The sequence below is a fragment of the Acinetobacter sp. A1 genome, assembly GCF_012371315.1.
Classification (GTDB): Bacteria; Pseudomonadota; Gammaproteobacteria; order Pseudomonadales; family Moraxellaceae; genus Acinetobacter.
This window is the reverse complement of the sequence record NZ_JAAZQY010000011.1, coordinates 45,403-71,957: the sequence shown is the minus strand read 5'-3', so window position 1 is coordinate 71,957 and position 26,555 is coordinate 45,403. Positions and strand designations below refer to the sequence as shown.

Below are 26,555 nucleotides of genomic sequence, written 5' to 3'. Positions count from 1 at the left end.
TATAAGTCGGAACTGACCGACTCAGGCTCTAGTTACACGTTTGGCAACAAGACATTAACAGAGTGCGAATTAGTCCTCGACTATGTTTGACTACATTTTAAGGAACAGAAGAACAGATGATCTTTGAATGGATGTCTGACCCTGCAGCTTGGGTGGGTTTGTTGACCCTAATTGTGCTCGAAATTGTATTGGGTATTGATAACTTAGTCTTTATTGCCATTTTGGCTGAAAAACTTCCACCAGAACAACGCAATACTGCACGGGTCGTGGGTCTGATCCTTGCTTTGGGCATGCGCCTAATTTTACTTGCTTCTATTGCGTGGGTGGTAACGCTGACCCAACCACTGTTTCATATTTTTGATCATCCTTTCTCTGGACGTGACCTGATTCTGCTGTTTGGTGGTGTGTTCCTGCTCTTTAAAGGCACTATGGAACTGCGAGAACGCATTGAAGGCAAACCTGCACTAAAAGAAGAAAACCCTGTGCACGCTACTTTCTGGATGGTGATTGTGCAGATTGTGGTGTTAGATGCTGTCTTCTCACTCGATAGCGTAATTACTGCTGTGGGCATGGTGCAGCATTTATCTGTCATGATGATTGCGGTGATCATCGCAATTGGCATTATGCTATGGGCTTCCAAAGCACTGATGGACTTTGTTAATAAGCATCCGACAGTGGTGATTCTATGCTTGTGCTTCCTGATGATGATTGGCTTCTCCTTAGTGGTTGAAGGCTTTGGTTATCACATTCCAAAAGGCTATTTATATGCCGCAATTGGCTTCTCGGTGATGATTGAATTCCTGAACCAAACCATCCGCAGAAATCAGGAAAAAACCGTGACCACGACTGATTTACGCTACCGTACTGCTTCTGCGGTGATGCGTATGTTGGGTGGGAAAAGCCAAAACACCACAGAAAGCAGCCATGTGAGTGAAGATGTGTTGGCCACGCGCGCCTTTGCCGATGAAGTCTTTGATGCAGAAAATGGGGTCTATCATAGTGTCATGGTGCAAGGGGTATTGGGCTTATCTGAACGTCCTGTAAAGTCAGTGATGACGCCACGTCCCGAGCTGGAATGGATTGATTTAGATGAAGACGAAGCTTCTATCCGTAGCCAGTTATTGAGCATGACCCATTCACGAGTGATCGTGGCACGTGGTGAACTAGACAATATTTCGGGTATTGTCCTGACCCATAAAGTGATGAATCAGTACATTGAAACTGGTGTGCTGGATTTTGAAACACATCTGCGTGAACCTGTGATTGTGCATGAAAATGCACAGGTATTGATGGTGATGGAACAACTGCGTCAAGCGCCGTTACAAATGGCAATTGTGCTGAATGAATATGGTTCTATTGAAGGAGTAGCAACTCCTATTGATATTCTGGAAGCCATTGCAGGTGAATTCCCTGATGAAGACACCATAGATGCGCATGCCGAAAGTCTGGAAGATGGTTCCTTGCTGCTAGATGGCTCCACCGATATTCGCCATGTTTCTTTATTGCTTGGGCGTGATTTGGTGGATGAAAGCGAGCAATATTCAACCTTATCGGGTTATATTCTGTTCCATTTGGGACGTTTGCCTGAAAATGGTGAAAAGCTGTTATCCGATGGATATGTATTTGAAGTCGTGACGATGGATGGACATAAAATTGAAAAAGTCCATCTGATTCAGCAAGAGCCTTCAAGTGCATCATAAGCCTTGACTTAGCTGTATTTCAGTCTTGCGCTTCCGTTAAAATAGCCTGCATCGTCAGGCTATTTGGGGTCTGTTGACATTTCATAAATGGCTTGCGCTGTAGGTTAAAACTGAGTATGAGACGTATACGTCGTAAAGCATGAAACGCAGGGAATAGCCAGACTATTGCCAAGTTTCATAACGCAATCTGAGAAAGTTTTAGCCACATGAGCAAAAACAAAGCACTGCTTTGTTTGCTGCGCAAGGGGGCGAGCATATTTTTTGCTGCTATTGCGTTATGTGCCAGTCATTTAGAATGACTAAATTTCCTGCCCCCATGCCTTATATCAGCTAAAAAACCTTGCGAGATATATCTCTCATGCCGCAAACATAGACGAAGTGTCAACAGACCCTATTATTGAGATGAATTTTTGGAATTTTCTATGAGTGATTGGGCATGTCCATGTGGGCAAGGGAATTATCAACAGTGCTGTCAGCCTTTACATATGGGGCAAGCGCATGCGACCACAGCAACCCAGCTGATGCGTTCACGCTATAGTGCATTTGCCTTGCAGCAGATTGATTATATTGTACAGACCACTGCGCTGGGGCAGCAGGCCAGCCTAGATGTAGCTGCGATTGCAGATTGGAGTCGGTCAAATCAATGGTTGAAATTGGAAGTGTTGAGCAGCAATGAAAAGCTGGACAAAACCCATGCACAAGTAGAGTTTAAAGCGCATTACCATGATGCTAAACAGGTACAGGTTCACCACGAAATTTCCCATTTTGTGCAATATCAGGCACGCTGGTATTTTCTAGACCCGACCACAGGGCAACAGCCAACCATGAAACAGCCATGTATTTGTGGTTCGGGTAAAAAATTTAAGCAATGTTGTGCGCAATTTTTATAACTTTTATTTGGTTTTCGCTTATCATAACGCGCATCTATTGGCCTAGTGAAAGAAGGGCAAGTCCATGTTGTTGTTGGTCATTTACTTAATTGCCATTACTGCTGAAGCGATGACAGGCGCATTGTCTGCAGGGCGTCGTAGCATGGACTGGTTTGGGGTTACCCTGATTGCCTGTGTCACCGCATTGGGTGGTGGTTCGGTACGAGATGTCTTATTGGGGCACTATCCTTTAACCTGGGTGAAGCATCCTGAATATTTGGTGCTGACCTGTATTGCCGCTTTTGTCACGATTCTAATTGCCAAATGGATGCGTCATCTACGCTCAATTTTCTTGGTGCTAGATGCCTTGGGTTTAATTGGATTTACCATTATTGGTTGTCAAATTGCTTTAGAAATGGGGCATGGCTTTGTGGTATCTGCCGTGGCAGGTGTTCTGACAGGCGTATCGGGCGGGATTTTGCGCGATATTTTATGTAACGATGTGCCTTTGGTGTTCCGCCGTGAGTTATATGCCAGTATTTCTTTTGTATCTGTAATTTGTTATTGGCTATGTATTGAAATCGGACTGTCTTTAGAACTAACCGTGATTGCGACTTTGGTGTTTGGCTTTACCTTGCGTTTGATTGCCATTTACTTTGGTTTGGAAATGCCAAAATTTATTTATCAGGATGATGATGAGCATTCGGCATCATCCAAAGATGAGTCCTAAGACTGCTCATTTTCAAATTTAAATTTTAGACTGATCGCATAGGATTGGTCTTTGGGGACTATCCCTTCTATAAGTATTCATAGTATAAAAATAGAACACACCGCTGTGCCCTGCACAGCCCTCCTTTTAGCCAACCTGAAGAGTGTGTTATGGATTTAGTTTCACGTGTACAACGTCTGCCGATTGGTAAATTTCACTATAGCCTGCTGGTGGTGATTGGTCTGGGCTGGATGTTTGATGCCATGGATACAGGACTGATTTCCTTTATTTTGGCAAAAATGGCAGAAGACTGGAGCATGACCCCTGCGGAAAAAGGCATGGTGGTGTCAATTGGCTTTGTAGGTATGGCCATTGGTGCGGTCTTTTCAGGTGGTCTAGCCGATAAAATTGGACGTAAAACAGTATTTGCCAGTACCTTGGTTATTTATAGTCTAGCAACTGCAGCCTGTGCCTTTGCACCTAATTTAACTTGGTTGTTGGTATTTCGTTTTATTGTCGGCTTAGGTTTAGGTGGGCAGCTTCCTGTTGCCGTAACTTTGGTCAGTGAATATATTCCTGCGCATGTGCGAGGGCGTTTTATTGTATTGCTGGAAAGTTTTTGGGGCTTGGGCTGGTTATGTGCGGCATTGGTATCCTATTTTGTGATTCCAAAATTTGACTGGCATATGGCATTTTTAATAGGTGGTTTGCCTGCCTTGTATGCTTTGGTGATTTGGAAAAAAGTCCCTGAGTCGATTCCTTATTTAATTAATCGTGGACGTATTGCCGAAGCACATGCCTTAGTACAAAAGTTTGAGCGCCAATGCGGGGTAGAGGTAATTGAACAGATTGAAGTTCAGCCTGTTGCAGCCAAACAACACATTTCATTTACCCAGCTATGGTCAGGGCCATTTGCCCGCCGTAGCTTAATGCTGTGGCTAATTTGGTTTGGTATTGTCTATTCCTATTATGGCATTTTTACGTGGTTGCCAAGCCTGTTGGTACAGCAAGGCTATAGCATCGTACAGTCATTTGAATATGTATTGGGCATGATTTTGGCACAGCTCCCGGGTTATATTGCAGCCGCATGGTTGGTCGAAAAATTAGGGCGCAAAGCCACTTTGGCTGGCTTTATTGGAATGTGTGCAGTTTCGGCTTACTTCTTTGGTCAGGCAGACAGTGTGGCGATGATCATGTTCTGGGGTTGTCTGATGTCGTTCTTTAACTTGGGTGCCTGGGGCGTGTTATACACCTACACCCCAGAGCAATATCCAACCAATATCCGTGCTTTTGGTTCGGGTTGGGCCTCGGCCATTGGGCGTGTGGGGGGAATTGTCGCCCCAATGGTAGTCACCCACTTAATGGTGATGCAAAATGGCTTTAGTTATGTCTTTATGATGTTTACCGCTGTTTTATTGGCCGTGGCTGTGGTGATTGTGGTATTGGGTGAAGAAACCAAAGGTAAAACGCTAGAGTCGATGGGTTTATAAAAGACAATTTGCCTATTTTTATTTGGCATTGCATATCGGTTATAAAATGCATATTTTTAAGTCATAAGACACAAAATGTCGCAGAGCATCTGTACTAACTCTTGTGCAGGATGCAACTGCAACTTAGCATAAGCCCATTGATACAAAAACAAATGATTTAGGACGATAGGTTTTATGACAAACCTTGCGCATCATGCGACAGAAAACCGTTCCGTAGCAGAATTTACCGAACGTGCATATCTCAACTATGCCATGTACGTCATCATGGATCGTGCATTGCCACATATCAGTGATGGTCTGAAACCTGTTCAGCGCCGTATTGTATATGCCATGAGTGAGCTGGGGCTCAAGCACAGCGGCAAACCAAAAAAATCAGCACGTACCGTGGGGGATGTGCTGGGTAAATACCATCCACATGGTGACTCCGCCTGTTATGAAGCCATGGTATTGATGGCACAGCCGTTTAGCTATCGCTATCCTTTTATTGAAGGTCAGGGTAACTGGGGGTCGCCAGATGATCCTAAATCATTTGCGGCGATGCGTTATACCGAAGCCAAACTGTCGCAATACAGCGAAGTGTTGTTGGCAGAATTGGGGCAGGGTACCTGTGACTGGCAAGATAACTTTGATGGCTCTTTAAAGGAACCTGTCAATTTACCTGCACGTGTACCGAATATTTTGCTGAATGGCACCACAGGTATTGCCGTGGGGATGGCCACCGATATTCCACCGCATAACCTGCGTGAGGTGGTCAAAGGTACTATTGCCCTGATTCGTAATCCAAATTTGAGTGATGAAAAAGTCGCAGAATATATTCCTGCGCCTGATTTACCGACCAAAGCCGAAATTATTACCCCACCTGAAGAATTGCTAAAAATGCAAAGTACAGGGCGTGGTAGTTACCGTATGCGTGCTGTTTACAGCGTTGAAAAAAATGAAATCGTGATTACAGAACTGCCATATCAGGTTTCAGGCTCGAAAATCATTACCCAAATTGCAGATCAAATGCAGGCAAAAAAACTGCCATTGGTGAGTGACGTTCGTGATGAATCCGATCACCAAAACCCAACCCGTTTGGTGATTGTACTGCGCTCCAACCGTATTGATGCCGAAGCGGTGATGAGTCATTTGTTTGCCACCACCGATTTAGAATCGAGCTATCGCGTCAATATGAACATGATTGGTGCAGATGGTCGTCCACAGGTTAAATCGATTCGTCGTATTTTGTTGGAATGGATTGAAATTCGTAAGAATACCGTTACACGTCGTTTGCAGTACCATCTCAATAAAATCGAAAAGCGTCTACATATTTTGGCAGGTTTGCTGATTGCCTATTTAGATATTGATACTGTAATTCGAATTATTCGCGAAGAAGATCATCCTAAAGCTGAACTGATGTCACATTTTGGGATTGATGAAATACAGGCCGAAGCCATTTTAGAGTTAAAGCTACGTCATTTAGCCAAACTTGAAGAAATGGAAATTCGCCGTGAACAGGAAGAACTCGAAGCCAAAGCAGCCATTATTCGTGAACAATTGGCCAACCCTGAATCTTTGAAAAATTTGATTATTAATGAGTTGAAAGAAGACGCGAAAAAATTTGGTGATGATCGTCGTTCACCAATCGTATTGCGCGCTGAAGCAACTGCAATTAATGAGCAAGATATGTTACCTGCCGACCCTGTGACTGTGGTGTTGTCAGAAGCAGGTTGGATTCGCTGTGCCAAAGGACATGAAGTGGATGCAGAAAATCTGAACTTCCGTGCAGGTGATCAATACCTTAGTCATGCGCAAGGCAAATCCAATCAGCGTGTTTATATTCTTGATGACATAGGACGCAGTTATGCGCTGGCCATTAATAGCTTGCCATCGGCACGTGGTTTAGGTGAGCCGCTGAGTTCTAAGCTTTCACCTGCCAGTGGTGTTGGCTTTAAACAATTACTGATTGCAGAAGATGACAGTGAAATTTTAGCCGCCAGCAGCAAAGGTTATGGCTTTAAAACGCAGGCCAAGCAGCTAGATACCAGTGCCAAAGCCGGTAAAGCGTTCTTATCTTTGCCTGAAAAAGCCACGGTGATGAATTTACAAATGACTGAACAAGCCAGTCATGTTGCACTGCTCAGTTCAGCGGGACGTTTATTGGTAATTGAGTTGTCAGAATTGCCAGTTTTAAACAAAGGTAAAGGTAATAAATTGATACAACTCGAAGAAAAAGATCAGTTGTTGTCTATGCTACCCTTAAATTTAGATGAAGCAATTCAAGTATTTGCAGGACAGCAACAATTAAAACTCAAAGGCGAAGACTTGCTTAAATATGTGGCGAAGCGTGGCACGAAAGGTCAGCTCCTACCACGCGGCTATCAAAAAGCAAATAAACTGTTAATTCAAAGATAATACTAGCGTTTTTTAAGCAAAATACGTTATATATGGTTTGTATTCGTGAAAATGGATGCAATATTGGACATAAACAAGCAAACAACGACGTCCGATATTGAGAAAAACAGTTTAAAACTAAGGATTATTGATTGGAGAAATTGGCATTATGGAAAAGATTTGGTTTGCTGAATACCAAAAGACAGGGATTCCAGAAACTGTAGAGCTACCTGCAGAAAACACGTCACTTGTAGATGTTTTTGAACGCAATTTCCAAAAATTTGGTTCGCGTGATGCCTTTATCTTTATGGATAAGGTTTTAACCTTTAGTGAGCTTGAAGAAGCAAGCCGTAAATTTGCAACTTATCTACAAAGTTTAGGTTTGGCACCAGGTTCGCGTGTTGCGGTGATGATGCCGAACGTTCTCCAATATCCTGTTGTTGCACTGGGGGTGTTCCGCGCAGGTTTAGTGTTGGTGAACGTGAACCCGCTTTATACTTCGCGTGAGCTTGAGCATCAGTTAAATGACTCAGGTTCTGAAGTTTTGGTAATTGTTGAAAACTTTGCCTCTGTTTATCAAGCCATTATTGGTAAAACTCCTGTGAAGCACGTGGTTGTTGCTTCTGTGGGCGATATGCTAGGTGCTTTAAAAGGTACTTTGGTGAATTTCGTTTTACGTTCAGTGCGTAAGCAAATTCCAGCATGGAACATTCCAGGTCACATTAAATTTAATGCGGCAATGTCTAAAGTGAGTCCAAGCAACTACAAACGCCCAAGCTTAACTTTAAGTGATACTGCTGTATTGCAATATACAGGTGGTACAACTGGGGTATCTAAAGGTGCAGAATTAACGCATCGCAACCTTGTTGCTAACATGCTGCAATGTGATGGTATTTTCCAAAGTAAATTTGGTGCACAAGATGGTCAGCCAGATGACCGTATTTTCTGTGCATTACCGCTATATCACATCTTTGCATTCATGGTGTGTGCACTTTACGGCATGTATAAAGGTCAGGCTAACGTACTAATTCCTAACCCGCGTGACTTACCTGCGGTCATGAAAGAATTGCGTAAATATCAGCCGACATTCTTCCCTGCAGTAAACACGTTATTCAATGCGTTAGTGAACAATGAAGAGTTTAAACAGCTCGATCACAGCAAATTGAAGATGGCGATGGGCGGTGGTATGGCAGTATTGCCATCAACAGCTGAAGCGTGGAAAAAAGTCACAGGTACCAACATTATTGAAGGTTATGGTTTATCTGAAACTTCTCCTGTTGCGACTGCAAACCCACCTGCATCTGAAGAATTTAGCGGTACGATTGGTATTCCATTGCCATTAACCGAAGTGGCTATTTTGGATGATGACGGTAATGAAGTTCCACTGGGTGAACAAGGTGAAATTTCAATCCGTGGTCCGCAAGTGATGCGTGGTTACTGGAACCGTCCAGACGAAACTGAAAAAGTTATGATCAATGGTTTCTTCCGTACGGGTGACATTGGTGTGATGGATTCACGTGGTTATGTGAAAATTGTAGACCGTAAAAAAGACATGATTTTGGTGTCTGGCTTTAACGTTTACCCATCTGAAATTGAAGAAGTTGTGTCTAAACACCCTAAAGTTTTAGAAGTGGCTGCCATTGGTGTACCTGATGAAAAATCAGGTGAAGTGCCTAAACTGTTTGTAGTGAAGAAAGACCCTTCATTGACGACAGAAGAAGTATTGGCATTTGCTAAAGAGAACTTAACTGGTTATAAACGCCCACGTTATGTAGAGTTTATGGATGAATTGCCAAAATCGAACGTGGGTAAAATCTTACGTAAAGATTTGCGTAAAACTGCATAATTCATTCAGCATATTCTAAAAAATGCCCCTGAACATTCAGGGGCATTTTTTTATGGTTCTTTTTTAGAAAACCAATCGTTATATCTTAGAACAAAACAGCATTATTCTTTCATGAGCCAGCGGTCAAAATAACGACGGCCAACACCAACAATGCCTAAGAAAATAAACATAGCGCCAAACTGTCGGCTAAACCCAGACTGATTGAAACTGCCATAACTTAAAATATTATCAATCAGGCAATACACCACAATCACAATCAGCCAGTGCCACAGCGGTAAACGCTTAATACCCACAGCATAAAACGCAACCCACAATACGATAAACGTAAAAATGGTGGACCATACGTTCATGTTGGCGCAAATCACCATCAATAAAAATGCCACAATGGGTAAGACAATTTTTAAAACACGATCCACTCGCAGTTGATGTTGGCGCTGCTTTTCAAGTACATCGAACATTTCCTTTTGATCAGGGCTGACCATAATGGATCCTTTATACAATTGCTTAAAACATGCTATTTAACAAAATTTATTCAAGAAATGCCATGTTATGATAAGTTCTAAACACAGTTTATGAGAAAAAATTGATGCAAAGCATAAGTGGGGTGGTTTATCTGATTATTATTGCCTGTCTGTTGCCCTATGTTTTTACGGTAGTGGCTAAAATGGCAGGTGGTTTTAAAAGTGAAGATAATCAAAATCCACGTGAATTTTTAGCCAAAACAACAGGCTTAGCGGCACGTGCCAATGCAGTGCAACAAAATAGTTTTGAAAGCCTACCATTGTTTGTGGCAGCAGTATTGATGGCTGAATATATGGTCATCCCACAAGTGGTGGTGATGATGTTTGGTATTGCTTATATTGTACTGCGTATTGCTTACGGCATTTGCTATTTAGCCAACTGGGCAACTTTACGCTCAATTGTCTGGATTTTGTCATTGCTTTGCCCAATTTGTATTTTATTGATGGTGATTAAACTGACCTGATCAAGTCAGGTCTGAAAATATGTATTTTTACTTGGCAGATGTATAATCTCGCAGTAATTCCAGACCGAATACCGTTATAATTGACGCGGTTTTAAAAAGATTTAACTTGTTAAAGAGTGATGCTATGAGCTACAGCAATATCCCTGCGGGTAAAGATGCACCAAATGACATCTATGTAATTATTGAAATTCCTGCCAATGCAGCGCCAATCAAATACGAAATTGATAAAGATTCTGATGCGTTATTTGTAGACCGTTTTATGGGTACAGCAATGTTCTACCCAGCAAACTACGGTTATGTACCAAATACACTTTCATTGGATGGTGACCCATTAGACGTGTTGGTGGTAACACCACATCCAGTAGAGCCAGGTTCTGTGATTCGTTGTCGCCCAGTGGGTAAATTGAACATGGAAGATGACGGTGGTATTGATGCGAAACTGGTTGCTGTTCCGCACGAAAAATTGACCCCAATTTATAAAGATGTTCAAGAATATACTGATCTTCCACCATTATTGATCAGCCAAATTGAACACTTCTTCCAACACTATAAAGACTTAGAACCAGGCAAATGGGTGAAGTTAAGTGGTTGGGAAGGTGCAGATGTTGCAAAACAAGAAGTATTGAACTCAATTGAAGGCTATAAAGCAGCAAATCCATAATTTGCGCTTAGCCTGCTAAGCTTTTATTTTAAAGCTGAGATAAAAAAACCTGCACAATTTTTGTGCAGGTTTTTTATTGGGTTTCTATTCCGAGAAATTAGAATAATTTCACAGGAATATCTAACCAGATACGCCATTCGTTGGTGTCTGGCATATATATACTCTTGTATTCATCGTTTGCACGGTAGTATGAATGACGTAGACGTAAGCTTGCATCTTTCGCAAAACCTGATTGAACGGTGTATTTCACTTGGTTAAAGAATTCACGTTCTTGAGCATCATTCGTTTCTAGGATTGAGCGATTACCTTTATAGTCAGCAGGAACGTCAATATCCCAACCGTAAACAAAAGCAGATGTCCAAGTCAGGCCTGGAATATTCATTGCGCCAAAATCATAGGTGTATTGAATTTGTGCAGACTTCTCATCATTACCAATAAAATCAGATAAATATGAATTAGGCATATAAATAGTTTGATGACCGTCACCAACCCCTCTGCCTAAACCATAGTCATAACCTGTGTTACCAGTATTTTGTTGGTATGCCACCATGAGGTTGTGTGAACCAGTGTTATATGTGGCAGAAAGTGCCCAAATACTGTTACTTAAATTATCAAAATCATTTGATGTATGTGAGTAAGTATAAGCACTGCCATTTGAAGCTGCATCCCACTTGGTGTGGTAGCCACTGAAGTCGTATGTTAAGGCACTATTATTCGCAAGCGCTTGTTTAAAGTTAGCATTTACATAGTGACGTTCTAAACGATCTTTGATGTCTGCACCGTAATAAGCAGTATTGATTGCATCATTGACTTTATATTTCGCACCCCAGACAACAGCATGATCTAATTGATTACCATCTGAGTTGATTTGGTCAGAATATTGATTTTTAGTGAATTTACCAGCAGTTAACTCTAGGCCATCAATTTCACGGCTAGTCGCTAAAACACCTTCAAAATATTCAGGTACTAAACGGGCAGTGTTGCTAGCAAGTACTGGTAAATCGAGTACTTGAGTACCATAAGTTACCGTGGTATTCGAGATGCGTGCTTTAACGTTTGCACCACCACGTGCCCAATGGTCATAAGCTGAGCCATCATTATGGGTTGGAATCATACCATTACCTGAATGGGCATTTTCACCTAGCTTGAATGAGGCATCACCAACAACACCCACACCAAAACCGACTACACCTTTGGTAAAGCCAGAATCTAATTTTACGATTGCAGTTTGCGCAAATGAACTTGTATCTGTACCAGGTGCTACATCTTTATAGTCACGGGTTAAATAACCTGTACGGAATAAAACCGAACCGTTTGCGTCTTCTACAAAGCCTTTAGATTCACTTTGTTCGCTAGCAAATGCAGTTGAAACAAGCGCTGCGTTGATGAGCAACGCTAGTGTTAATTTTTTAGATTGCAGCATTGGGAGACAGCCTCATGCAGTAAATGTGTAGTTGAAACGTAGCCGAATTGTATCGCTATTTAGGCGCGAAAATATCATTTTTAAGGGGCTTATGACACTAAAGTTAAGCATTTTTTCGATAAACTGTAGGGTCATTAAAAATATTGAATTTTAAAAAGTTTAATAATTATTTTAATTTTTAGTAAAAACATGAGCATAATTTTAAATGAGCTGAACAGCTAGAATGGATGACTTGGGAGCAATGCTTTAAGTTTTTTGTAAATTTTAGCCATAAAATCAGCTTTGTTTAATATTTCAGCAGTTTAAGTTAAGAATTTATGGTGAAATAAGTAAGTAAAAACCTAAAATTTTTTGTTTACTTCATCTTCTTAAGTATTTCTTCAAAAGTGCGGTTTTAAATTTAAGAATAGATAAGGTTGTATATTTTGGTTTTTATTTGAACTAAAAGTATAAAAAATAGAATCGTGTTTATGGGGTGAGTAATAGTTTTTAGCTATGAAGTGTTTCATGTGAAATACAGTGCTTTATTTGTGCTGTTTTTGATGAATTTGACCCAATTAGCATTTCTCTCTTCGCTAAGTTTTTAAGTGTAATAACTTCAGAAGATATTGCATCAGCCTGCCACGATATTGCTGAAATCTCACATTGGGTATTCGGTTTAACAATTTGAATGATATGCATGTTCTTGGTGCAAAAAATTATTCGTATTCAAACAATATTTTTCTAGGCCAAACATGCTGTTTGCCCTTAATGGGCAAGGGGCTGTAAGCATATGAGTAATGACTTTGTCCCAGTTTTTAGTATATGCAAAGATGTGCGAATAAATGTTATTGCACTTTTTTAGGCAGTTTAAATTTGAGTTCTAAGTCAGGCACATCAAAAATGTTGCAATGTATTCGGTATCTGCACAGTAAATATGACTTATACATCTATGTAAAAAGAATGAACAAAAGTGAGTTGTAGGCCATAGCGATGAAAATAAGAAATTTATTAATTTGAAAATAAATATAAATAACAATTATTTATATGTGGTTGTGAGGCTATTCTAAGTATGGGAAATCTTGTTTTTTTGAATGTTGGCACACGGTTTGCAATTCTCCATGTGAGTTAAACAACAATAGACACAAGCATCTCATCAGATGCAGGGGGAATAATCATGAACATGGGATTTAAAACACTTTTTGCAGCAGCGATGATCGCAGCATCTGGTCTAAGCATGGCATCAGAATCAACTTCAGCATTGTCTTTTAGTGGTACTGCGGCAATGACCAGTGATTATCGTTTTCGTGGCATGACACAAACAATGAGTGATCCTGCGGTGCAAGCGGGTTTTGCGTTGAGCCATGATTCAGGCCTTTATGCAGGTGTGTGGGGTTCCAATGTCGATTTTGGTGGCACAGCACATTTAGAACTCGACCCTTATTTGGGTTATGCCACTACTTTAGACAGTTTTGCCAGCAAGCCATTATTAGACGTGGGTCTATGGTATTACCTTTACCCAAGTGAAAGCGATTTAAACTGGTTGGAAGCCTATGCCAAATTGGGCTTTAGCGATGTAGGATTTAAAGATGCCAGCTTATCTACCGCAATTAACTACTCCAATGATTTTCTTGGTGGTGATACAGATGCTTGGTATTTCAATGCAACTTATAGCGTACCGTTTGCAGATACAGGTTTCTCAGGTGTTGCGGGTATTGGTTACACCCTAGCAGATGATTTTGATTTTGGTGGTGGTGAAGACAGTTATATCGACTGGAAAGCAGGTGTGAGCTATAGCTTTGCATCAGTAGAAGGTTTATCTGCTGAATTGGCTGCCGTTGGTACAGATATTGATACCGATGGCATGTCACACGCTGCGAAGCGTGGTGTTGAAACAGGTGCTGTGTTTACTTTGACCAAAGCATTCTAAGTCCTCTGTATTCAGGATAAATAAAAAGCTCCAATTGGGAGTAACATCCAAAAGAATAACAAGATAACTCGCCCATTGCTTAGACATGGCAATGGGCTGTTTTTATATCTCAATATTTTCGCCTAGGCTGGATTGCCACGATAAGACAATGCTTCACTCAAATGGCCGCTTTGAATCTGTTCACTTTGCGCCAAGTCTGCAATAGTACGTGCGACGCGTAACACCCGATGATAAGCGCGTGCAGACAAATTTAACCGTTGTTGTGCAATGGTTAAAATATCCTGTGCAGTGCCATCTAATAGGGCAAACTGTTCTAATTGTTTTGGGCTGAGCGACATATTTAAGCCCTTTTGTCGTTGCATTTGCAATTCATAAGCTTGAATTACGCGTTTTCGCACCGTTTCGGAATCTTCAACAGGTCTACTGTCTTGTAATTCATGGGCTTGTAGTGGTGGAACATCAATATGTAAATCAATGCGGTCTAACAGTGGCCCTGAAATACGATTTTGATAGCGTTTAATACTTTCTGTAGAGCATTGACAGCGCACGTCCTGATTAAAAGCATAACCACAGGGGCAGGGGTTCATTGCAGCCACCAATTGAAAGTTCGCAGGAAAGGTAATTTGTCGCGATGCCCGAGAAATCACAATTTCTTTAGACTCCAACGGTTGCCGCAATACTTCTAATACTTTCTTATCAAACTCAGGTAATTCATCTAAAAACAACACGCCTAAGTGCGCCAGCGTGATTTCGCCAGGTTTTGGATATGAGCCACCCCCGACCAATGCTACGGCAGAGGCAGTATGATGTGGGGCACGAAATGGGCGTTGCCCAAAAGTATGCGGTGTGTTGGCGACTGAGTAGATACTCGCAACTTGTAAATTTTCTTGTAAATCTAAGGGCGGTAAAATACTGGCAAGGCGAGAAGCCAACAAGGTTTTACCTGTGCCTGGCGGGCCTTTAAACAACAAGGAGTGTCCGCCTGCTGCTGCAATTTCCAAAGCACGTCTTGGGCGTAATTGCCCTTTTACATCTGCCAGATCAAAAGCCGAAGCCGAGAGCAAAGGCTGGTTTGCTGGCGTGACTTTATGAAGTGGCTGATGTTGTGCCAAATGCTCACAAACTTGTTTTAAGTGATTGGCAGCAAAAACTTCAAAGTCTGGTAATTGTGCGGCTTCTTGCGCATTTTGTTCGGGTAAAACTAAACAGTGCTGTGCCTGTTGGCAGGCAATCGCAATACTCAGCGTACCTGTAGTTGGACGCAATTGACCATCTAAAGCCAGTTCACCAATAAATTCTAAACCATCGCTACTGTGTTCGGGCAGTTGACCTGAAGCAATCAAAATGCCCAAAGCAATGGCAAGGTCAAGGCGAGAACCATCTTTAGGTAAGTCTGCTGGTGCTAAATTAATGGTTAGACGTTTGCTTGGAAATTGAAAACCACTATTGATAATGGCAGAGCGTACCCGATCTTTACTTTCACGGACTGCCGCTTCGGCTAAGCCGACAATCGTCAAAGAGGGTAAACCCTGACTTAAATGGACTTCGACTTCAATGGCAGGGGCGTGCAGACCCAATAGCCCCCGTGTATAAACTTTGGCAAAAGACATTATTATTATGATCCGTTTTGGTGCGTTATTTTTATAGGTGTTTGGTCTTTTATGGCACTAAATTGGTGCTTATTTTTTGAGCTGCATCTTTTGTTCGAGCATTTCGACTTGTTTTAACAATTCATTTAAACGCAAATTGGCATTATTCAGCGCAGTACGCTGACGATCTAGCTCATCTTGAGAGACCAAATCCATTTTTGTCACGGCTTCATTCAGTAAAGCACGTAAATTATGTTCTAAATCTTTTTTGGGTTGTTCAATTTGTTCCAAAATGGCTTGTAATAAAGTTTCAATCATTGTTGTTTCCACACAGATGGACAAAGGTAGGCAGTGTAGCACTGGTCTTTAATAGACTATAGCATTTCAGACGAAATATGGATTTATTCGATGAGTAAAATCGTAAATCTTCTAGTAAATATGTCTATTTTTTGAAGATCAAAACCATATAAATGTATAAAATAAGGTATAAAGAAAACTCATGTCACGGTTTCTAATTTCCCCCGACCTTAGAACTTTGGCATGGAATTTGAACATAAAACCTTACTGGTGAATTAAGCCGAAGGAAAACAAACATGAAGCTCGTAACTGCAATTGTAAAACCCTTTAAATTAGATGATGTACGTGAAGCATTATCTGAAATTGGTGTTCAAGGGATCACCGTAACAGAAGTCAAAGGCTTCGGTCGCCAAAAAGGTCACACCGAACTTTATCGTGGCGCTGAATACGTCGTTGACTTCTTGCCTAAAGTTAAAATTGAAATCGCAATTAGTGATGAAATGGTGGATTCGGTGATTGAGTCAATCACTCGTGTTGCTAGTACAGGCAAGATTGGTGATGGCAAAATCTTTGTTACTAACCTCGAACAAGTCATCCGTATTCGTACAGGTGAAACGGGTGCAGACGCTGTTTAAGAAAATGGCACGAAGTTTGCTGAGTACCTAATAACTCACAAAAACAAAGGTCGGGGGACACAAATGAAAAAAATGCTACTCGCGCTGAGTCTATCAGGCGCACTTCTTGGTGGTTCTGTTGCTTGGGCTGAAGAAGCCGTAACAGCCACCGCACCAACTTCAGATGTTGCAGTGCTTGAAACTGCCGAAACATCTCCTATCGAAACAACAAATGCAACAACAGAAGTTGCAGCTGTAGCAGAAGTCAGCACGACTGAAGCTGCTGAACCAGAAGCTGTATTAGATACAGGCGATACCGCTTGGATTTTAGTTTCGACTGCTTTAGTTTTACTCATGACCATTCCTGGTTTGGCACTGTTTTATGGCGGTATGGTACGCAAGAAAAACGTACTCAATACTATGGCCTATAGCTTTGTAGCAGCAGCCGTGGTCAGTATTGCCTGGGTGGCAGTGGGCTATAGTTTGGCTTTTGGTGAAGGTAATGCCTTTATTGGTGGTCTAGACAAAGTCATGCTGGCGGGCATTGGTACCGATGCGCTCAGTGGCAGTATTCCTGAAATTCTATTTGTGATATTCCAAATGACCTTTGCCATTATTACTGTGGCAATTATCAGTGGTTCAATTGCAGAACGAATGAAGTTTGGTGCCTTTGTTGCCTTTATCGCGATCTGGGTGGTCGTGGTCTATGCACCAATTACCCACTGGGTATGGGGTGGTGGTTGGTTAGGCAATGATGGTGCACTTGATTTTGCTGGTGGTACTGTTGTTCATATTAACTCGGGTGTTGCAGGTTTGGTTGCTGCATACATGTTGGGCAAACGTATGGGCTTGGGCCGTGAATCTATGGCTCCGCATAACCTGACTTTGACTGTACTGGGTGCCAGTTTACTCTGGGTGGGCTGGTTTGGTTTCAACGGTGGTTCTGCTTTAGGCGCGAATGGTGCAGCGGGTTATGCCTTAGTTGTGACTCAAGTGGCAGCCGCAGCCGCAGCAATCGCATGGCTTGTTGTTGAAAAACTGGTACGTGGTAAAGGTTCGGTATTAGGTGCTGCATCGGGTGCTGTTGCAGGTTTGGTGGTGATTACTCCAGCAGCAGGTTTTGTGACTGTTGGTGGTGCATTAGCGATGGGTTTAATTGGTGGTGTCGTATGTTTCTGGGGTATTACTGCCTTAAAACGCGCCCTGAAAGCTGATGACTCTCTAGATGCCTTTGGACTACATGGTGTAGGTGGTATTGTCGGTGCAATTTTAACCGCCTTCTTTGCCAGCGAGTTTATTATGGGCGATGCTGCACCAAGCAACTTGATGAGCCAACTTTGGGTGCAAGTTGAAGGTGTGTTAGCGACCATTGCTTACTCAGCTATACTGACTTTCATCATCTTAAAAGTAATTGATCTAACCATCGGTATTCGTGTGGCTGCAGAAGATGAGCGTATGGGACTCGACTTAAGCCAACATGGTGAACGTGTAGAATAATTCAGACAGCACATAATCAATATATTGTGTAAAACAGCCCTTCGGGGCTGTTTTTTTTCTATATGTTGCGTAAAACTCTACAAAGTTTGGAAATTTTGCTACACTGCATTTTCATTTAAATTTGTGCAATTAAACCGCTATGCATTGTCCATTTTGCAACACTGCAGACAGTAAAGTGATTGACTCACGTTTGGCGGCAGAAGGCTGCCAAATTCGCCGACGTCGTGAGTGTATTGGCTGTGGTGAACGCTTTACCACCTTTGAAAGTTATGAAGTGGTCATGCCTCGGGTAATTAAATCCGATGGTAAAAGTGAGCCTTTCGATGAAGCCAAGTTGCGTCGTTCGTTAATGCATGCTTTGCAAAAACGTCCTGTGACCCAAGAGCAAATTGAAACGGTACTTAGTGACATCCAACTGCAAATTCGCCGTTTGGGAGAGCGTGATGTGAAATCACGTACCATTGGTGAGGTTGTTATGCAGGCTTTATTTGCATTGGATCATGTCGCTTATGTACGTTTTGCCTCGGTGTATCAAGACTTTCAGGATGTTGAAGCCTTCCGTCGCCAAATTGAACAAATGCAGTCGCGTGAGCAATAAAGCACAATGCCAGCATCTATTCCACAGCATCCATCCATGACTGAACTCAATACTGACGCGCAACCTGATGATCTTTTTTGGATGCGTCGTGCCATTGAACTGGCACGTTTGGGGCAATACAGCACTAAGCCAAATCCGAACGTGGGCTGCGTTATTGTTAAAGATGCCCAATTATTGGGCGAAGGTTTCCATCCGCGTGCAGGACAGCCACATGCCGAAGTCTTTGCTTTGCGTCAGGCCGCTGAACAAGCGCAGGGTGCAACCGCCTATGTGACCTTGGAACCTTGTGCACACTATGGGCGCACACCACCATGTGCCAAAGCCTTGGTTGATGCAGGCGTGGTCAAAGTGGTTGTGGCTTGTCCAGACCCAAATCCATTGGTGGCAGGTAAAGGCGTTCAGATTTTACAGGATGCAGGTATTCAGGTCAGTGTGGGCGTGGCAGAAGCTGAAGCAGCACAGTTAAATGCAGGCTTTTTAAAAGCTATGGCTACAGGTATGCCTTATGTGCGTTTAAAAATTGCCTCTAGTTTGGATGGTCGTACCGCCATGGCTTCGGGTGAATCTAAATGGATTACAGGGGCTGCAGCACGTGCAGATGTGCAACATTGGCGTGCAATTTCTGCAGCAGTCATTACGGGTATTGATACGGTACTGGCCGATGACTGTCTGCTCAATGTACGTCAGTTGGCAGCGGTGGATGATCTTCACAATGTGGTACAGCCAAAACGGATTATTTTAGACCGTCAAGGTCGTTTGCCTTTGAGCGCACAAATTCTGCAGCAACCTGAAACCGTGATGGTGATGGGGCCGTATCGTGCAGAGTTGGCAGCCTTAGGCGTGATACAATTGGCGGTACAGCCTTTGGCAAGCTTACTGGCTGAACTGGTCAAACAGCATCAAATTTATGATGTACTGGTTGAGGCAGGCGCAACTTTATCTACCGCTTTCTTGCAAGAAAGCTTAGTTGATGAAGTCATCAGCTATGTGGCGCCTACATTATTAGGGCAATCAGCACGTGCCATGTTTAATGCAGAATTTGAGCAGATGGCAGAGCAACTTCGATTTAAACTTTGCGACGTCACTCAATTGGGTGATGACGTGCGCCTTAGGTTAATTCCTTCTCAAGAGACACTATGAGTTCAGAGTCAACGGTTTATCACAAACGTCGTCATGCGGCACGCACCACCGATGAATACTTATTTCATCAATTGGTGCCTTATTTGGGCAATAAACGCCGTTTACTGCATCTGATTTTAGAAGCCCTTGAACAGACAGGAACGCTACATCCTAAAGATGGTCGTGCCCCAATTTTTGCTGACTTTTTTGCAGGCTCAGGCGTGGTATCACGTTTGGCTCGCCAAAATGGCTATCGGGTAATTGCCAATGACTGGGAACCCTACAGCCATGCCTTAAACCATGCGATTTTGGCCTGCACCGAAGCACCTGCGTTTAAAGAATTAGGCGGTTATCAAAAAGCCATTGATTATTTGAACCGCTTGCCTGAAGTCAAAGGCTGGGTAACGCATAACTTATGCCCACGTAACGACGAAATTTATGACCCGAGCCGTGACCGTTTATTTTTTAAACGTCGTAACGGTATGCGTATTGATGCGATTCGTCAGCAAATTGCCACGTGGCAAGCGCAGGGTGCAATTGATGATGTTGAGATGTCGGCCTTGTTGGCACCTTTACTCTATTCTGCCAGTTTTGTCAGCAATACCAGTGGGGTATTTAAAAGCTTCCACCATGGTTGGGGTGGTAAAACTAAAACTGCACTAGAACGAATTGAATCGTTATTGTGGCTCACGCCAAGCCGTTTTTGTGAAATTGGCGATGCCAGCAAACCTGCTGCAGAAATGTGGTGTGTTGATGCACAGCATCTGGCTAATCAAATGAGTGGTTTTGAGGTTGATGTCGCGTATTTGGACCCTCCATATAACCAACATGCCTATAGCAGTAACTATCATGTTTTAAATGCTTTAACGCTGTGGGATCAGGTCGATTTACCCACTCCAGACACCAAAGGCTTTAAAAGTGGTATTGACCGTGCGTGGCGTAAGGAACGTCCAAGTCCATACAACTCTTCCAAGTATGCCAAAGAGGCTTATGAAACCTTATTGGAAACCATCAATGCACGTTTTATTCTGACCAGCTATTCTACCGATGGTAATATCAGTGCCACTGACTTGCTACAAGCTAACTTGAAACGTGGCCGCGTGACATTATTGACGCAAGATGTGCCACGTTATCGTGTCAGTAAGCAGCGTCAGTCTGAACGTGCGCGCGTGCTGGAATTTATTGTGATTACCGACACCCATGCCAAATCAGGCCCGCCAATTCGTCAGTTGCTGGGTCAGTTGTACCATTTTGCAGAATTGGGCGGTGTCGATACCTCAGGGGTGAGTACCCAGCTGGCCTTGTGGTAAGCCCACCTTAATGAACACATTAGAGAAAGAATTATGTTTACAGGCATTATTGAAAGTTTAGGTAAAGTGGAAAGCCTGCAAAGTGTGGGCGGTGATGTACGTTTGCGTATTCAGACAGATTTAGATATGTCAGATGTGCATTTGGGTGACTCGATTGCCACCAATGGTATTTGTCTAACCGTGATTGAGTGGGGCGATAACTGGTATGTGGCAGATGTGTCGCGTGAAAGTCTGAACCGTACCACTTTAGGTACATGGAAAGTCGGTCAACCTGTCAACGTTGAAAAGGCCATGCTGCCAACCACACGTTTTGGTGGGCATATCGTGAGTGGGCACGTAGATGCCGTGGGTGAAATTACCGTGGTACGTGAAGATGCGCGTTCGATTTATTATGAAGTGACTGCACCTGCAGAAATTGCCAAATATTTGGCAGAAAAAGGCTCGGTGACGGTAGATGGCATTAGCCTGACCATTAACCATTTACGTGGCAGCATCATCAGTCTAAATTTAATTCCACATACGGCAGAACGCACCAATATTGGTACATGGAAAGTCGGCAGCAAAGTCAATTTAGAAGTGGATGTATTGGCACGCTATATTGAGCGTTTGCTATTGGGTGATAAAGCTGCAGAAACCACACAGCAATCCAAAATCAGCATGGAGTTTTTGGCTGAAAATGGCTTTTTAAAATAAGCACAACGCCGTTAAATTCAAACAGTCTGATTGAAAAATTAGACTGTTTTTTTATTTTTAGGGATAATTCAGCCGAATAAAGTCATTTTTTCATCATGGATGATGCATTGGTTTATTGTAGATGATTGATATTTTAATGAATTTGGAATACTGGCTGCCCATATTACTCGATAATTATGGGGTGTGGATTTATGCCATTTTGTTTCTGATCATTTTTGCAGAAACAGGTTCCGTGTTTATGTTCTTTTTGCCAGGTGACAGCTTGCTGATCGCCATTGGTGCGCTGTGCTCTACCACTGACGTGGTGCATTTGCACTATATGGGCATTTTGCTTTTTGTTGCTGCGGTCTTGGGATATAGCGTCAACTACTACACTGGACGCATATTGGGACTAAAATACTTTCATCAGCATTCACGTTATTTCAAACCCGAATATATTGTAAAAACCAACCATTATTTTATGAAACATGGCGGTAAAACTATTTTAATGGCACGTTTTATACCTTTCGTGCGGTCTTTTGCACCCTTTGCAGCAGGGTCGGGGCATATGCCTTTGGCGACTTTTACTGTGTATAACGTAGTCGGTGCTGCTGTGTGGATTTTTTCTTTAATGGCAATAGGTTACGGTTTAGGTAATATTTTATCTTGGTTGGGTGATTGGATTTAAACCCTTAATTTTATTTTGGCTAGTGCTAAAAAAAGCCCACAGTGTGGACTTTTGATCATATTTGGTTTTAGTGTTTGATGACTGTCAACTCAGTACCACCTAAACGTGGCACAATTGCGTTATCGCTTTGAATTGAAAACTCACCTTTTTCAGCCTCTTTAGATAAGTACATGCATAATGATTGGAAGTCTGCACGACTCATCCATAGATCCTGAGCACGAATACTCCACTGTTCGCCCGTATGTAGATGGTCGATTTTGCCTGAAATTTTCGTCAAGATATCCATTTGAAACCCATGATTGCAAAAGTCATAAAAGGAAATAAAAGTTGAAAATTCAACTTTTTCCGAGCGCTCATGATGTGACAGAAATGTTGCAGTTTAATGACACTTGGGTTAAAACTTTGGGTTAATTTTGTATAAAAAGTAAAATTACTCTTTAGAAAAATTTGAATTTTTTAAAATATAGTCTATTTCTTCCTGAGCAGCAGCATGCAGGCGTGCACGGAAAATGGTCACTGCTTGTTCAATCTGGGTTTCTGCTTCTAATTCTAAACGCAAACGCACACTTTCCAATTCAGACAGGATTTGATCATCACTAACACTTAAAGCTGCTTTATTAAAACTCAGTGCAGGGAATTCAGGATTTTTCTGATAACGTGCGGTATAGGTTGAAATTTCATGATCCAGACTTTGGCGCATAATGGCTAGGGTCTGGGTTTGCTCTGCAAAACGCTGAGCTTCATCTTGTTGTAACTGTGCAGCATAGGCTGCTTGTTCCGCACGCTGCTGCTCCAGTTTTTTCTCTAAGGCCAACTGACGACGCTGGCGAGCTTCTTCAATCAAGCGTGCTTTTAAATCGGCATAAGCTTGTTCAATGGTGCTCTGAGATCGCTGTTGTGCACGTTGATCTTGGGCAATCCAGTTTTGCAAATTCGTTTCAGGTTGCAAGACTTCACAGATGCGGTAAAGATCATCCATAAATGTCTGGCGCACAGCCTGAGGCGCAGTTAACCAGCGCTGTTTAAAATCTGAGCCGACATTTAAGGTCACAACAACTCTCCTTATTCTGAGCAGTATTTGTAAAAATCGTTTTAAAATTAAAGCTTAAACGTCTGTGGTTCTATGCCCAAACGTCGATATTGTTTAAATTTTTCACGCCCAAGCACTTTGGCGGTATCGTGATTTTCAATAATCTCAATAATGTGACTAAATTTTGCATAGGCTTCAAGTGCCTGACTGTTAAAATTAAACACAATCCAGTCCGATTCAAGTGGTAATTCGGCAGAAATACATACACTGGCCTGTGTTTGGTTGATGCCATGAGGAATAAAACTGCTGGCATCAAAGCTCCATAGACGTTCATCTAAGGCTTGTTGCAAGTCAGCGTCAGGGCAGTGCAGCCAAATGCGCGCCTGCTGCCGCAGAATTTTGCGGCATAAACGGCAAGTGCTTTCCACTTGCCGTTCAGGGCTTTTTTCAAACAAATAAAAGCTGACTTTAGCCATTATGGCCTGCACGTTGTGCAAGGAATTGCATCAATAATGGAACAGGACGGCCTGTTGCACCTTTATTGCTGCCTGAGTTCCATGCTGTACCTGCAATATCTAGGTGCGCCCAACGGTAGTCACGGGTAAAGCGCTGCAAGAAACAAGCTGCAGTCACTGAACCTGCTTTTGGCCCACCAATGTTGCCAATGTCGGCAAATGGTGAATCCAGTTGTTCCTGATAGTCATCAATTACAGGCATGCGCCATACACGGTCAAATGCAGTTTGTCCTGCGGCTTCCAATTCTGCTGCCAGTTCATCGTCAGGGCTAAACATACCGGTTAGCACTGAACCGAGTGCAACCACGCACGCGCCTGTTAAAGTGGCAATATCAATCACCAACGCAGGGTTGAAGCGTTTCACATAGGTAAGGGTATCGCACAGTACCAAACGACCTTCGGCATCGGTATTTAAAATTTCGATGGTTTGACCGCTCATACTGGTCACAATATCACCTGGGCGGGTTGCTTTACCTGAAGGCATATTTTCAGCCGCAGCAATGGTGCCGACCACATGAATTGGCAAACGTGCTTCGCACAGTGCGCGCATGGTGCCTAAGACTGAGGCAGAACCACACATATCAAATTTCATTTCATCCATGCCTAAGCCAGGTTTGAGTGAAATGCCGCCTGTATCAAAAGTAATCCCTTTACCCACTAAGACCACAGGGGCTTCATCACGCTGCGCTTGGTATTCAAGACTAATGATGCGCCCTGGACGGTCTGAACCCTGACTGACTGCAAGGAATGCACCCATGCCCAGTTCCGCCATTTGTGCTTCATCTAAAATGGTGACTTTGAGCAGGTCTGGAAACTCTGCCGCCAAGGCTTGAGCCTGTTCTGCCAAATATTCAGGGAAGCAAATGTTGCCCGGACGGTTGCCCAAGTCACGTGCCATGTTTTGCCCTGATTGCATGGCTTCAATTAACTGCAACTGATCGGCAGTGAGTGAACTTTCCTTGGCAATTAAGTTGATCTGTTCAAGATTAAATTCATTCTTTTTACTTTTGAATTCATCAAAGGCGTATGCCGCTTGGGTGAGACTGAGTGCAAATACATAGTGCAACTCGCTTGGCAAGGCAGACAGATCAATGCTGATCTGTTTAAATTTTTTTTGTGAAGATTTGATAATGCTTTGTGCAATTTTTGCCAGCTTGGTAGGCTGTAATTCTTCAACTTTGCCTAAGCCAATCAGAGCGCTATGTGCGCATTCTGCAACATTGGCCACCAGACTTAGACTTTCATTTAAGCCTGCTTTAAATTGTGTGGCATCAAGAATACGGTCTAAATCCTTGATTTGATAAGCAGCAGTTGCCTGTGGAACTTGCTCTGCAGCCACTAAAATCAACAAATATTCATTGGCGCTTTGCGCTGGGAATGACGTACTTAAGCTAAATTTTATCACTGGATTTTATGCCTATCTAAATGTGCAAACTATGCAACCATTGAAACATTTTTATGCGTCGAGTTTCAATGTATAACAAGGTGATAGGTTTTATATTTTCAACATTCAGGTAAACTAACGCGAATTGGATTCCCTCACATTTTGGAAGAAATAATTTGATTATTCGGCGTTATTTGGTCAAGCAAGTTGTGTCGACATCCTTGGTTGTGATTGCCTTACTGACCTTGATCATGATGGGTGGTCGACTGATCAAGTATTTTGGCGTAGCTGCGCAAGGGCGTTTGGATGCGAGTATTTTATTCAGCATCATTGGCTATCGCTTGCCTGAATTTTTGACGCTGATTTTACCTTTAGGTTTCTTTATTGGTCTGATGCTGGTCTTTGGTCGTTTATATGTCGATCATGAAATGGCGGTACTCAACAGTAGTGGTGTGAGTCGACATCAGCTGGCACGTTTATTGGTACCTATGACGTTGGTGTTTCTGATTGTGCAAGGCTTTTTGATGCTGTGGGCATCGCCTTGGGGGATTCGTCAGTTTGAAGCACTGACCACCAGTCAGGCGGTACGTACAGGCTTTGACTTGGTGCGGCCCAAAGAATTTATATCTTCGGGGCCATACACCATTTATGCAGGCGATTTATCTGAAGACCGTAAAAACCTTAAAGATATTTTCTTCTATCAACGGGCTGAAAAAGCAGGCCGCCCAGATGTGATGATTTTGGCCAAAGAGGCTACGCGGGTGGAACTGGAAAATGACCCTGCCAATGTGGTGGATTTAGTTGAAGGCCGCCGTTATGAAATATTCCCTGGCACAGCCAAATATTCACAGGCAGAATTCCAAAGCTATCGTTTACGTTTGGAAAATGACAAAGAAGCCAAATTTGAAAGTGCTGAAGTCGAAGCTTTAACCACGTCACAACTCTGGAAAAACCGTGAAGACCCTGTGGTGGCCAGTGAGCTAGGCTGGCGTATTTTTGTGCCGTTTGCAATTGTGGTGGCGCTGTTTTTAGCAGTGGCATTATCAGAAGTTAGTCCACGGCAGGGACGTTATTTAAAACTGTTTCCAGCTTTGTTAATTTTTGCCAGTTTGATTGTGGCACTGATGGCAGTTAAAACCCGTGTTAGCAAGGAAGAGATGGGCATGATTGCCTATCCACTGGTGTTGTTGGCGTATACCATTGCCGCAGCCTTGTTCTCGCGTAAACAAAAACTGGCACCTAAAATTAAGCAGCAAATTCAGCGAGTGAGGTCTTAA

General features: G+C 42.7%; 25 protein-coding genes. 17 read left to right on the top strand and 8 right to left on the bottom strand.

What is annotated here, in order from left to right; genetic code table 11:
- Positions 1 to 116 precede the first annotated feature (116 nt).
- The 6 genes from HHA41_RS06125 to HHA41_RS06100 all read left to right on the top strand — a co-directional run bounded on the left by HHA41_RS06125 (position 117) and on the right by HHA41_RS06100 (position 8,987).
- On the top strand, positions 117 to 1,700 hold the full coding sequence (locus HHA41_RS06125) for a TerC family protein (RefSeq protein ID WP_168460965.1): 1,584 nt from the start codon (positions 117 to 119) through the stop codon (positions 1,698 to 1,700).
- A 422-nt stretch (positions 1,701 to 2,122) separates the two neighbouring features.
- A complete protein-coding gene (locus HHA41_RS06120; protein WP_168460964.1) occupies positions 2,123 to 2,590 on the top strand; it encodes a YchJ family protein in 468 nt (155 codons plus the stop codon).
- Positions 2,591 to 2,654: 64 nt separating this feature from the next.
- Positions 2,655 to 3,299 carry a trimeric intracellular cation channel family protein gene (locus HHA41_RS06115; RefSeq protein WP_168419440.1) on the top strand — a complete coding sequence of 215 codons (645 nt, stop codon included), beginning with the start codon at positions 2,655 to 2,657 and terminating at the stop codon, positions 3,297 to 3,299.
- 149 nt (positions 3,300 to 3,448) lie between these two features.
- Positions 3,449 to 4,768, top strand: a complete 1,320-nt coding sequence (locus tag HHA41_RS06110; RefSeq protein WP_168419441.1) for an MFS transporter — start codon at positions 3,449 to 3,451, stop codon at positions 4,766 to 4,768.
- Between the two features lie 174 nt (positions 4,769 to 4,942).
- Complete coding sequence (parC, locus tag HHA41_RS06105) at positions 4,943 to 7,162, top strand: DNA topoisomerase IV subunit A (RefSeq protein WP_168460963.1); 2,220 nt, start codon at positions 4,943 to 4,945, stop codon at positions 7,160 to 7,162.
- A gap of 148 nt (positions 7,163 to 7,310) precedes the next feature.
- Entirely contained in the window at positions 7,311 to 8,987 is a 1,677-nt protein-coding gene (locus HHA41_RS06100; protein ID WP_168460961.1) for an AMP-binding protein, read from the top strand.
- A 101-nt stretch (positions 8,988 to 9,088) separates the two neighbouring features.
- Here HHA41_RS06100 and HHA41_RS06095 read toward each other — a convergent pair whose 3' ends face one another.
- The gene (locus HHA41_RS06095; protein WP_168460960.1) at positions 9,089 to 9,469 is read right to left on the bottom strand and encodes a hypothetical protein; all 381 of its coding nucleotides are present in this window, start codon (positions 9,467 to 9,469) and stop codon (positions 9,089 to 9,091) included.
- A 104-nt stretch (positions 9,470 to 9,573) separates the two neighbouring features.
- Here HHA41_RS06095 and HHA41_RS06090 point away from each other — a divergent pair, with 104 nt between their 5' ends.
- Together HHA41_RS06090 and ppa are read left to right on the top strand one after the other, a co-directional pair.
- Positions 9,574 to 9,972: an MAPEG family protein gene (locus tag HHA41_RS06090; protein ID WP_168419445.1), complete on the top strand. Its 399-nt coding sequence runs from the start codon at positions 9,574 to 9,576 to the stop codon at positions 9,970 to 9,972.
- A gap of 124 nt (positions 9,973 to 10,096) precedes the next feature.
- Positions 10,097 to 10,633 carry an inorganic diphosphatase gene (ppa, locus tag HHA41_RS06085; protein WP_004975651.1) on the top strand — a complete coding sequence of 179 codons (537 nt, stop codon included), beginning with the start codon at positions 10,097 to 10,099 and terminating at the stop codon, positions 10,631 to 10,633.
- Positions 10,634 to 10,730: 97 nt separating this feature from the next.
- On the opposite strand, the gene HHA41_RS06080 is transcribed toward ppa, so the two are convergent.
- Entirely contained in the window at positions 10,731 to 12,056 is a 1,326-nt protein-coding gene (locus HHA41_RS06080; protein ID WP_168460959.1) for an OprD family outer membrane porin, read from the bottom strand.
- Positions 12,057 to 13,218: 1,162 nt separating this feature from the next.
- Here HHA41_RS06080 and HHA41_RS06075 point away from each other — a divergent pair.
- The gene (locus HHA41_RS06075) at positions 13,219 to 13,965 is read left to right on the top strand and encodes a TorF family putative porin (RefSeq protein WP_289845809.1); all 747 of its coding nucleotides are present in this window, start codon (positions 13,219 to 13,221) and stop codon (positions 13,963 to 13,965) included.
- Between the two features lie 122 nt (positions 13,966 to 14,087).
- Here the strand turns inward: HHA41_RS06075 and HHA41_RS06070 are convergent, their stop codons facing one another.
- Both HHA41_RS06070 and HHA41_RS06065 read right to left on the bottom strand, forming a co-directional pair.
- Positions 14,088 to 15,575 carry a YifB family Mg chelatase-like AAA ATPase gene (locus tag HHA41_RS06070; RefSeq protein ID WP_168418358.1) on the bottom strand — a complete coding sequence of 496 codons (1,488 nt, stop codon included), beginning with the start codon at positions 15,573 to 15,575 and terminating at the stop codon, positions 14,088 to 14,090.
- 69 nt (positions 15,576 to 15,644) lie between these two features.
- Positions 15,645 to 15,872 (bottom strand): accessory factor UbiK family protein, encoded by a 228-nt coding sequence (locus tag HHA41_RS06065; RefSeq protein WP_136143898.1) that lies wholly within the window; start codon positions 15,870 to 15,872, stop codon positions 15,645 to 15,647.
- Positions 15,873 to 16,147: 275 nt separating this feature from the next.
- On the opposite strand from HHA41_RS06065, the gene glnK reads away from it, so the two are divergent.
- The 7 genes from glnK to HHA41_RS06030 all read left to right on the top strand — a co-directional run bounded on the left by glnK (position 16,148) and on the right by HHA41_RS06030 (position 22,349).
- Complete coding sequence (gene glnK, locus HHA41_RS06060) at positions 16,148 to 16,486, top strand: P-II family nitrogen regulator (RefSeq protein ID WP_004650081.1); 339 nt, start codon at positions 16,148 to 16,150, stop codon at positions 16,484 to 16,486.
- A gap of 63 nt (positions 16,487 to 16,549) precedes the next feature.
- Entirely contained in the window at positions 16,550 to 17,962 is a 1,413-nt protein-coding gene (locus HHA41_RS06055; RefSeq protein WP_168460956.1) for an ammonium transporter, read from the top strand.
- A 139-nt stretch (positions 17,963 to 18,101) separates the two neighbouring features.
- The gene (nrdR, locus tag HHA41_RS06050; RefSeq protein WP_096902237.1) at positions 18,102 to 18,560 is read left to right on the top strand and encodes a transcriptional regulator NrdR; all 459 of its coding nucleotides are present in this window, start codon (positions 18,102 to 18,104) and stop codon (positions 18,558 to 18,560) included.
- Positions 18,561 to 18,596: 36 nt separating this feature from the next.
- Positions 18,597 to 19,700, top strand: coding sequence for a bifunctional diaminohydroxyphosphoribosylaminopyrimidine deaminase/5-amino-6-(5-phosphoribosylamino)uracil reductase RibD (gene ribD / locus HHA41_RS06045; RefSeq protein ID WP_136144347.1), 1,104 nt, complete (start codon positions 18,597 to 18,599; stop codon positions 19,698 to 19,700).
- Positions 19,697 to 20,989 (top strand): DNA adenine methylase, encoded by a 1,293-nt coding sequence (locus tag HHA41_RS06040; protein WP_131260998.1) that lies wholly within the window; start codon positions 19,697 to 19,699, stop codon positions 20,987 to 20,989. Before ribD ends, HHA41_RS06040 begins: the two co-directional genes overlap by 4 nt.
- A 33-nt stretch (positions 20,990 to 21,022) precedes the next feature.
- Complete coding sequence (locus HHA41_RS06035; RefSeq protein WP_168460955.1) at positions 21,023 to 21,682, top strand: riboflavin synthase; 660 nt, start codon at positions 21,023 to 21,025, stop codon at positions 21,680 to 21,682.
- 121 nt (positions 21,683 to 21,803) lie between these two features.
- Complete coding sequence (locus tag HHA41_RS06030; protein ID WP_168460954.1) at positions 21,804 to 22,349, top strand: VTT domain-containing protein; 546 nt, start codon at positions 21,804 to 21,806, stop codon at positions 22,347 to 22,349.
- Between the two features lie 67 nt (positions 22,350 to 22,416).
- On the opposite strand, the gene HHA41_RS06025 is transcribed toward HHA41_RS06030, so the two are convergent.
- The 4 genes from HHA41_RS06025 to HHA41_RS06010 form a co-directional block, all read right to left on the bottom strand.
- On the bottom strand, positions 22,417 to 22,635 hold the full coding sequence (locus HHA41_RS06025) for a hypothetical protein (RefSeq protein WP_136144345.1): 219 nt from the start codon (positions 22,633 to 22,635) through the stop codon (positions 22,417 to 22,419).
- Between the two features lie 144 nt (positions 22,636 to 22,779).
- Positions 22,780 to 23,400: a hypothetical protein gene (locus tag HHA41_RS06020; RefSeq protein ID WP_168460952.1), complete on the bottom strand. Its 621-nt coding sequence runs from the start codon at positions 23,398 to 23,400 to the stop codon at positions 22,780 to 22,782.
- A gap of 47 nt (positions 23,401 to 23,447) precedes the next feature.
- Positions 23,448 to 23,855 carry a DNA polymerase III subunit chi gene (locus HHA41_RS06015; protein ID WP_168418363.1) on the bottom strand — a complete coding sequence of 136 codons (408 nt, stop codon included), beginning with the start codon at positions 23,853 to 23,855 and terminating at the stop codon, positions 23,448 to 23,450.
- Entirely contained in the window at positions 23,848 to 25,296 is a 1,449-nt protein-coding gene (locus HHA41_RS06010; protein ID WP_168460969.1) for a leucyl aminopeptidase, read from the bottom strand. Before HHA41_RS06010 ends, HHA41_RS06015 begins: the two co-directional genes overlap by 8 nt.
- Positions 25,297 to 25,454: 158 nt before the next feature.
- On the opposite strand from HHA41_RS06010, the gene lptF reads away from it, so the two are divergent.
- Positions 25,455 to 26,555 (top strand): LPS export ABC transporter permease LptF, encoded by a 1,101-nt coding sequence (lptF, locus tag HHA41_RS06005; protein WP_168460951.1) that lies wholly within the window; start codon positions 25,455 to 25,457, stop codon positions 26,553 to 26,555.

What these genes read in the sequence shown, in the direction of transcription:
- HHA41_RS06115 (WP_168419440.1), top strand. Translation starts at nt 2,655, where the DNA reads ATGTTGTTGTTGGTCATTTACTTAATTGCCATTACTGCTGAAGCGATG.
- HHA41_RS06090 (WP_168419445.1), top strand. Translation starts at nt 9,574, where the DNA reads ATGCAAAGCATAAGTGGGGTGGTTTATCTGATTATTATTGCCTGTCTG.
- ribD (WP_136144347.1), top strand. Translation starts at nt 18,597, where the DNA reads ATGACTGAACTCAATACTGACGCGCAACCTGATGATCTTTTTTGGATG.
- HHA41_RS06110 (WP_168419441.1), top strand. Translation starts at nt 3,449, where the DNA reads ATGGATTTAGTTTCACGTGTACAACGTCTGCCGATTGGTAAATTTCAC.
- HHA41_RS06030 (WP_168460954.1), top strand. Translation starts at nt 21,804, where the DNA reads ATGATTGATATTTTAATGAATTTGGAATACTGGCTGCCCATATTACTC.
- HHA41_RS06070 (WP_168418358.1), bottom strand. Translation starts at nt 15,575, where the DNA reads ATGTCTTTTGCCAAAGTTTATACACGGGGGCTATTGGGTCTGCACGCC.
- HHA41_RS06040 (WP_131260998.1), top strand. Translation starts at nt 19,697, where the DNA reads ATGAGTTCAGAGTCAACGGTTTATCACAAACGTCGTCATGCGGCACGC.
- HHA41_RS06120 (WP_168460964.1), top strand. Translation starts at nt 2,123, where the DNA reads ATGAGTGATTGGGCATGTCCATGTGGGCAAGGGAATTATCAACAGTGC.
- HHA41_RS06100 (WP_168460961.1), top strand. Translation starts at nt 7,311, where the DNA reads ATGGAAAAGATTTGGTTTGCTGAATACCAAAAGACAGGGATTCCAGAA.
- ppa (WP_004975651.1), top strand. Translation starts at nt 10,097, where the DNA reads ATGAGCTACAGCAATATCCCTGCGGGTAAAGATGCACCAAATGACATC.
- parC (WP_168460963.1), top strand. Translation starts at nt 4,943, where the DNA reads ATGACAAACCTTGCGCATCATGCGACAGAAAACCGTTCCGTAGCAGAA.
- HHA41_RS06015 (WP_168418363.1), bottom strand. Translation starts at nt 23,855, where the DNA reads ATGGCTAAAGTCAGCTTTTATTTGTTTGAAAAAAGCCCTGAACGGCAA.
- HHA41_RS06025 (WP_136144345.1), bottom strand. Translation starts at nt 22,635, where the DNA reads ATGGATATCTTGACGAAAATTTCAGGCAAAATCGACCATCTACATACG.
- HHA41_RS06055 (WP_168460956.1), top strand. Translation starts at nt 16,550, where the DNA reads ATGAAAAAAATGCTACTCGCGCTGAGTCTATCAGGCGCACTTCTTGGT.
- HHA41_RS06080 (WP_168460959.1), bottom strand. Translation starts at nt 12,056, where the DNA reads ATGCTGCAATCTAAAAAATTAACACTAGCGTTGCTCATCAACGCAGCG.
- HHA41_RS06075 (WP_289845809.1), top strand. Translation starts at nt 13,219, where the DNA reads ATGGGATTTAAAACACTTTTTGCAGCAGCGATGATCGCAGCATCTGGT.
- HHA41_RS06095 (WP_168460960.1), bottom strand. Translation starts at nt 9,469, where the DNA reads ATGGTCAGCCCTGATCAAAAGGAAATGTTCGATGTACTTGAAAAGCAG.
- HHA41_RS06125 (WP_168460965.1), top strand. Translation starts at nt 117, where the DNA reads ATGATCTTTGAATGGATGTCTGACCCTGCAGCTTGGGTGGGTTTGTTG.
- glnK (WP_004650081.1), top strand. Translation starts at nt 16,148, where the DNA reads ATGAAGCTCGTAACTGCAATTGTAAAACCCTTTAAATTAGATGATGTA.
- nrdR (WP_096902237.1), top strand. Translation starts at nt 18,102, where the DNA reads ATGCATTGTCCATTTTGCAACACTGCAGACAGTAAAGTGATTGACTCA.
- HHA41_RS06065 (WP_136143898.1), bottom strand. Translation starts at nt 15,872, where the DNA reads ATGATTGAAACTTTATTACAAGCCATTTTGGAACAAATTGAACAACCC.
- HHA41_RS06035 (WP_168460955.1), top strand. Translation starts at nt 21,023, where the DNA reads ATGTTTACAGGCATTATTGAAAGTTTAGGTAAAGTGGAAAGCCTGCAA.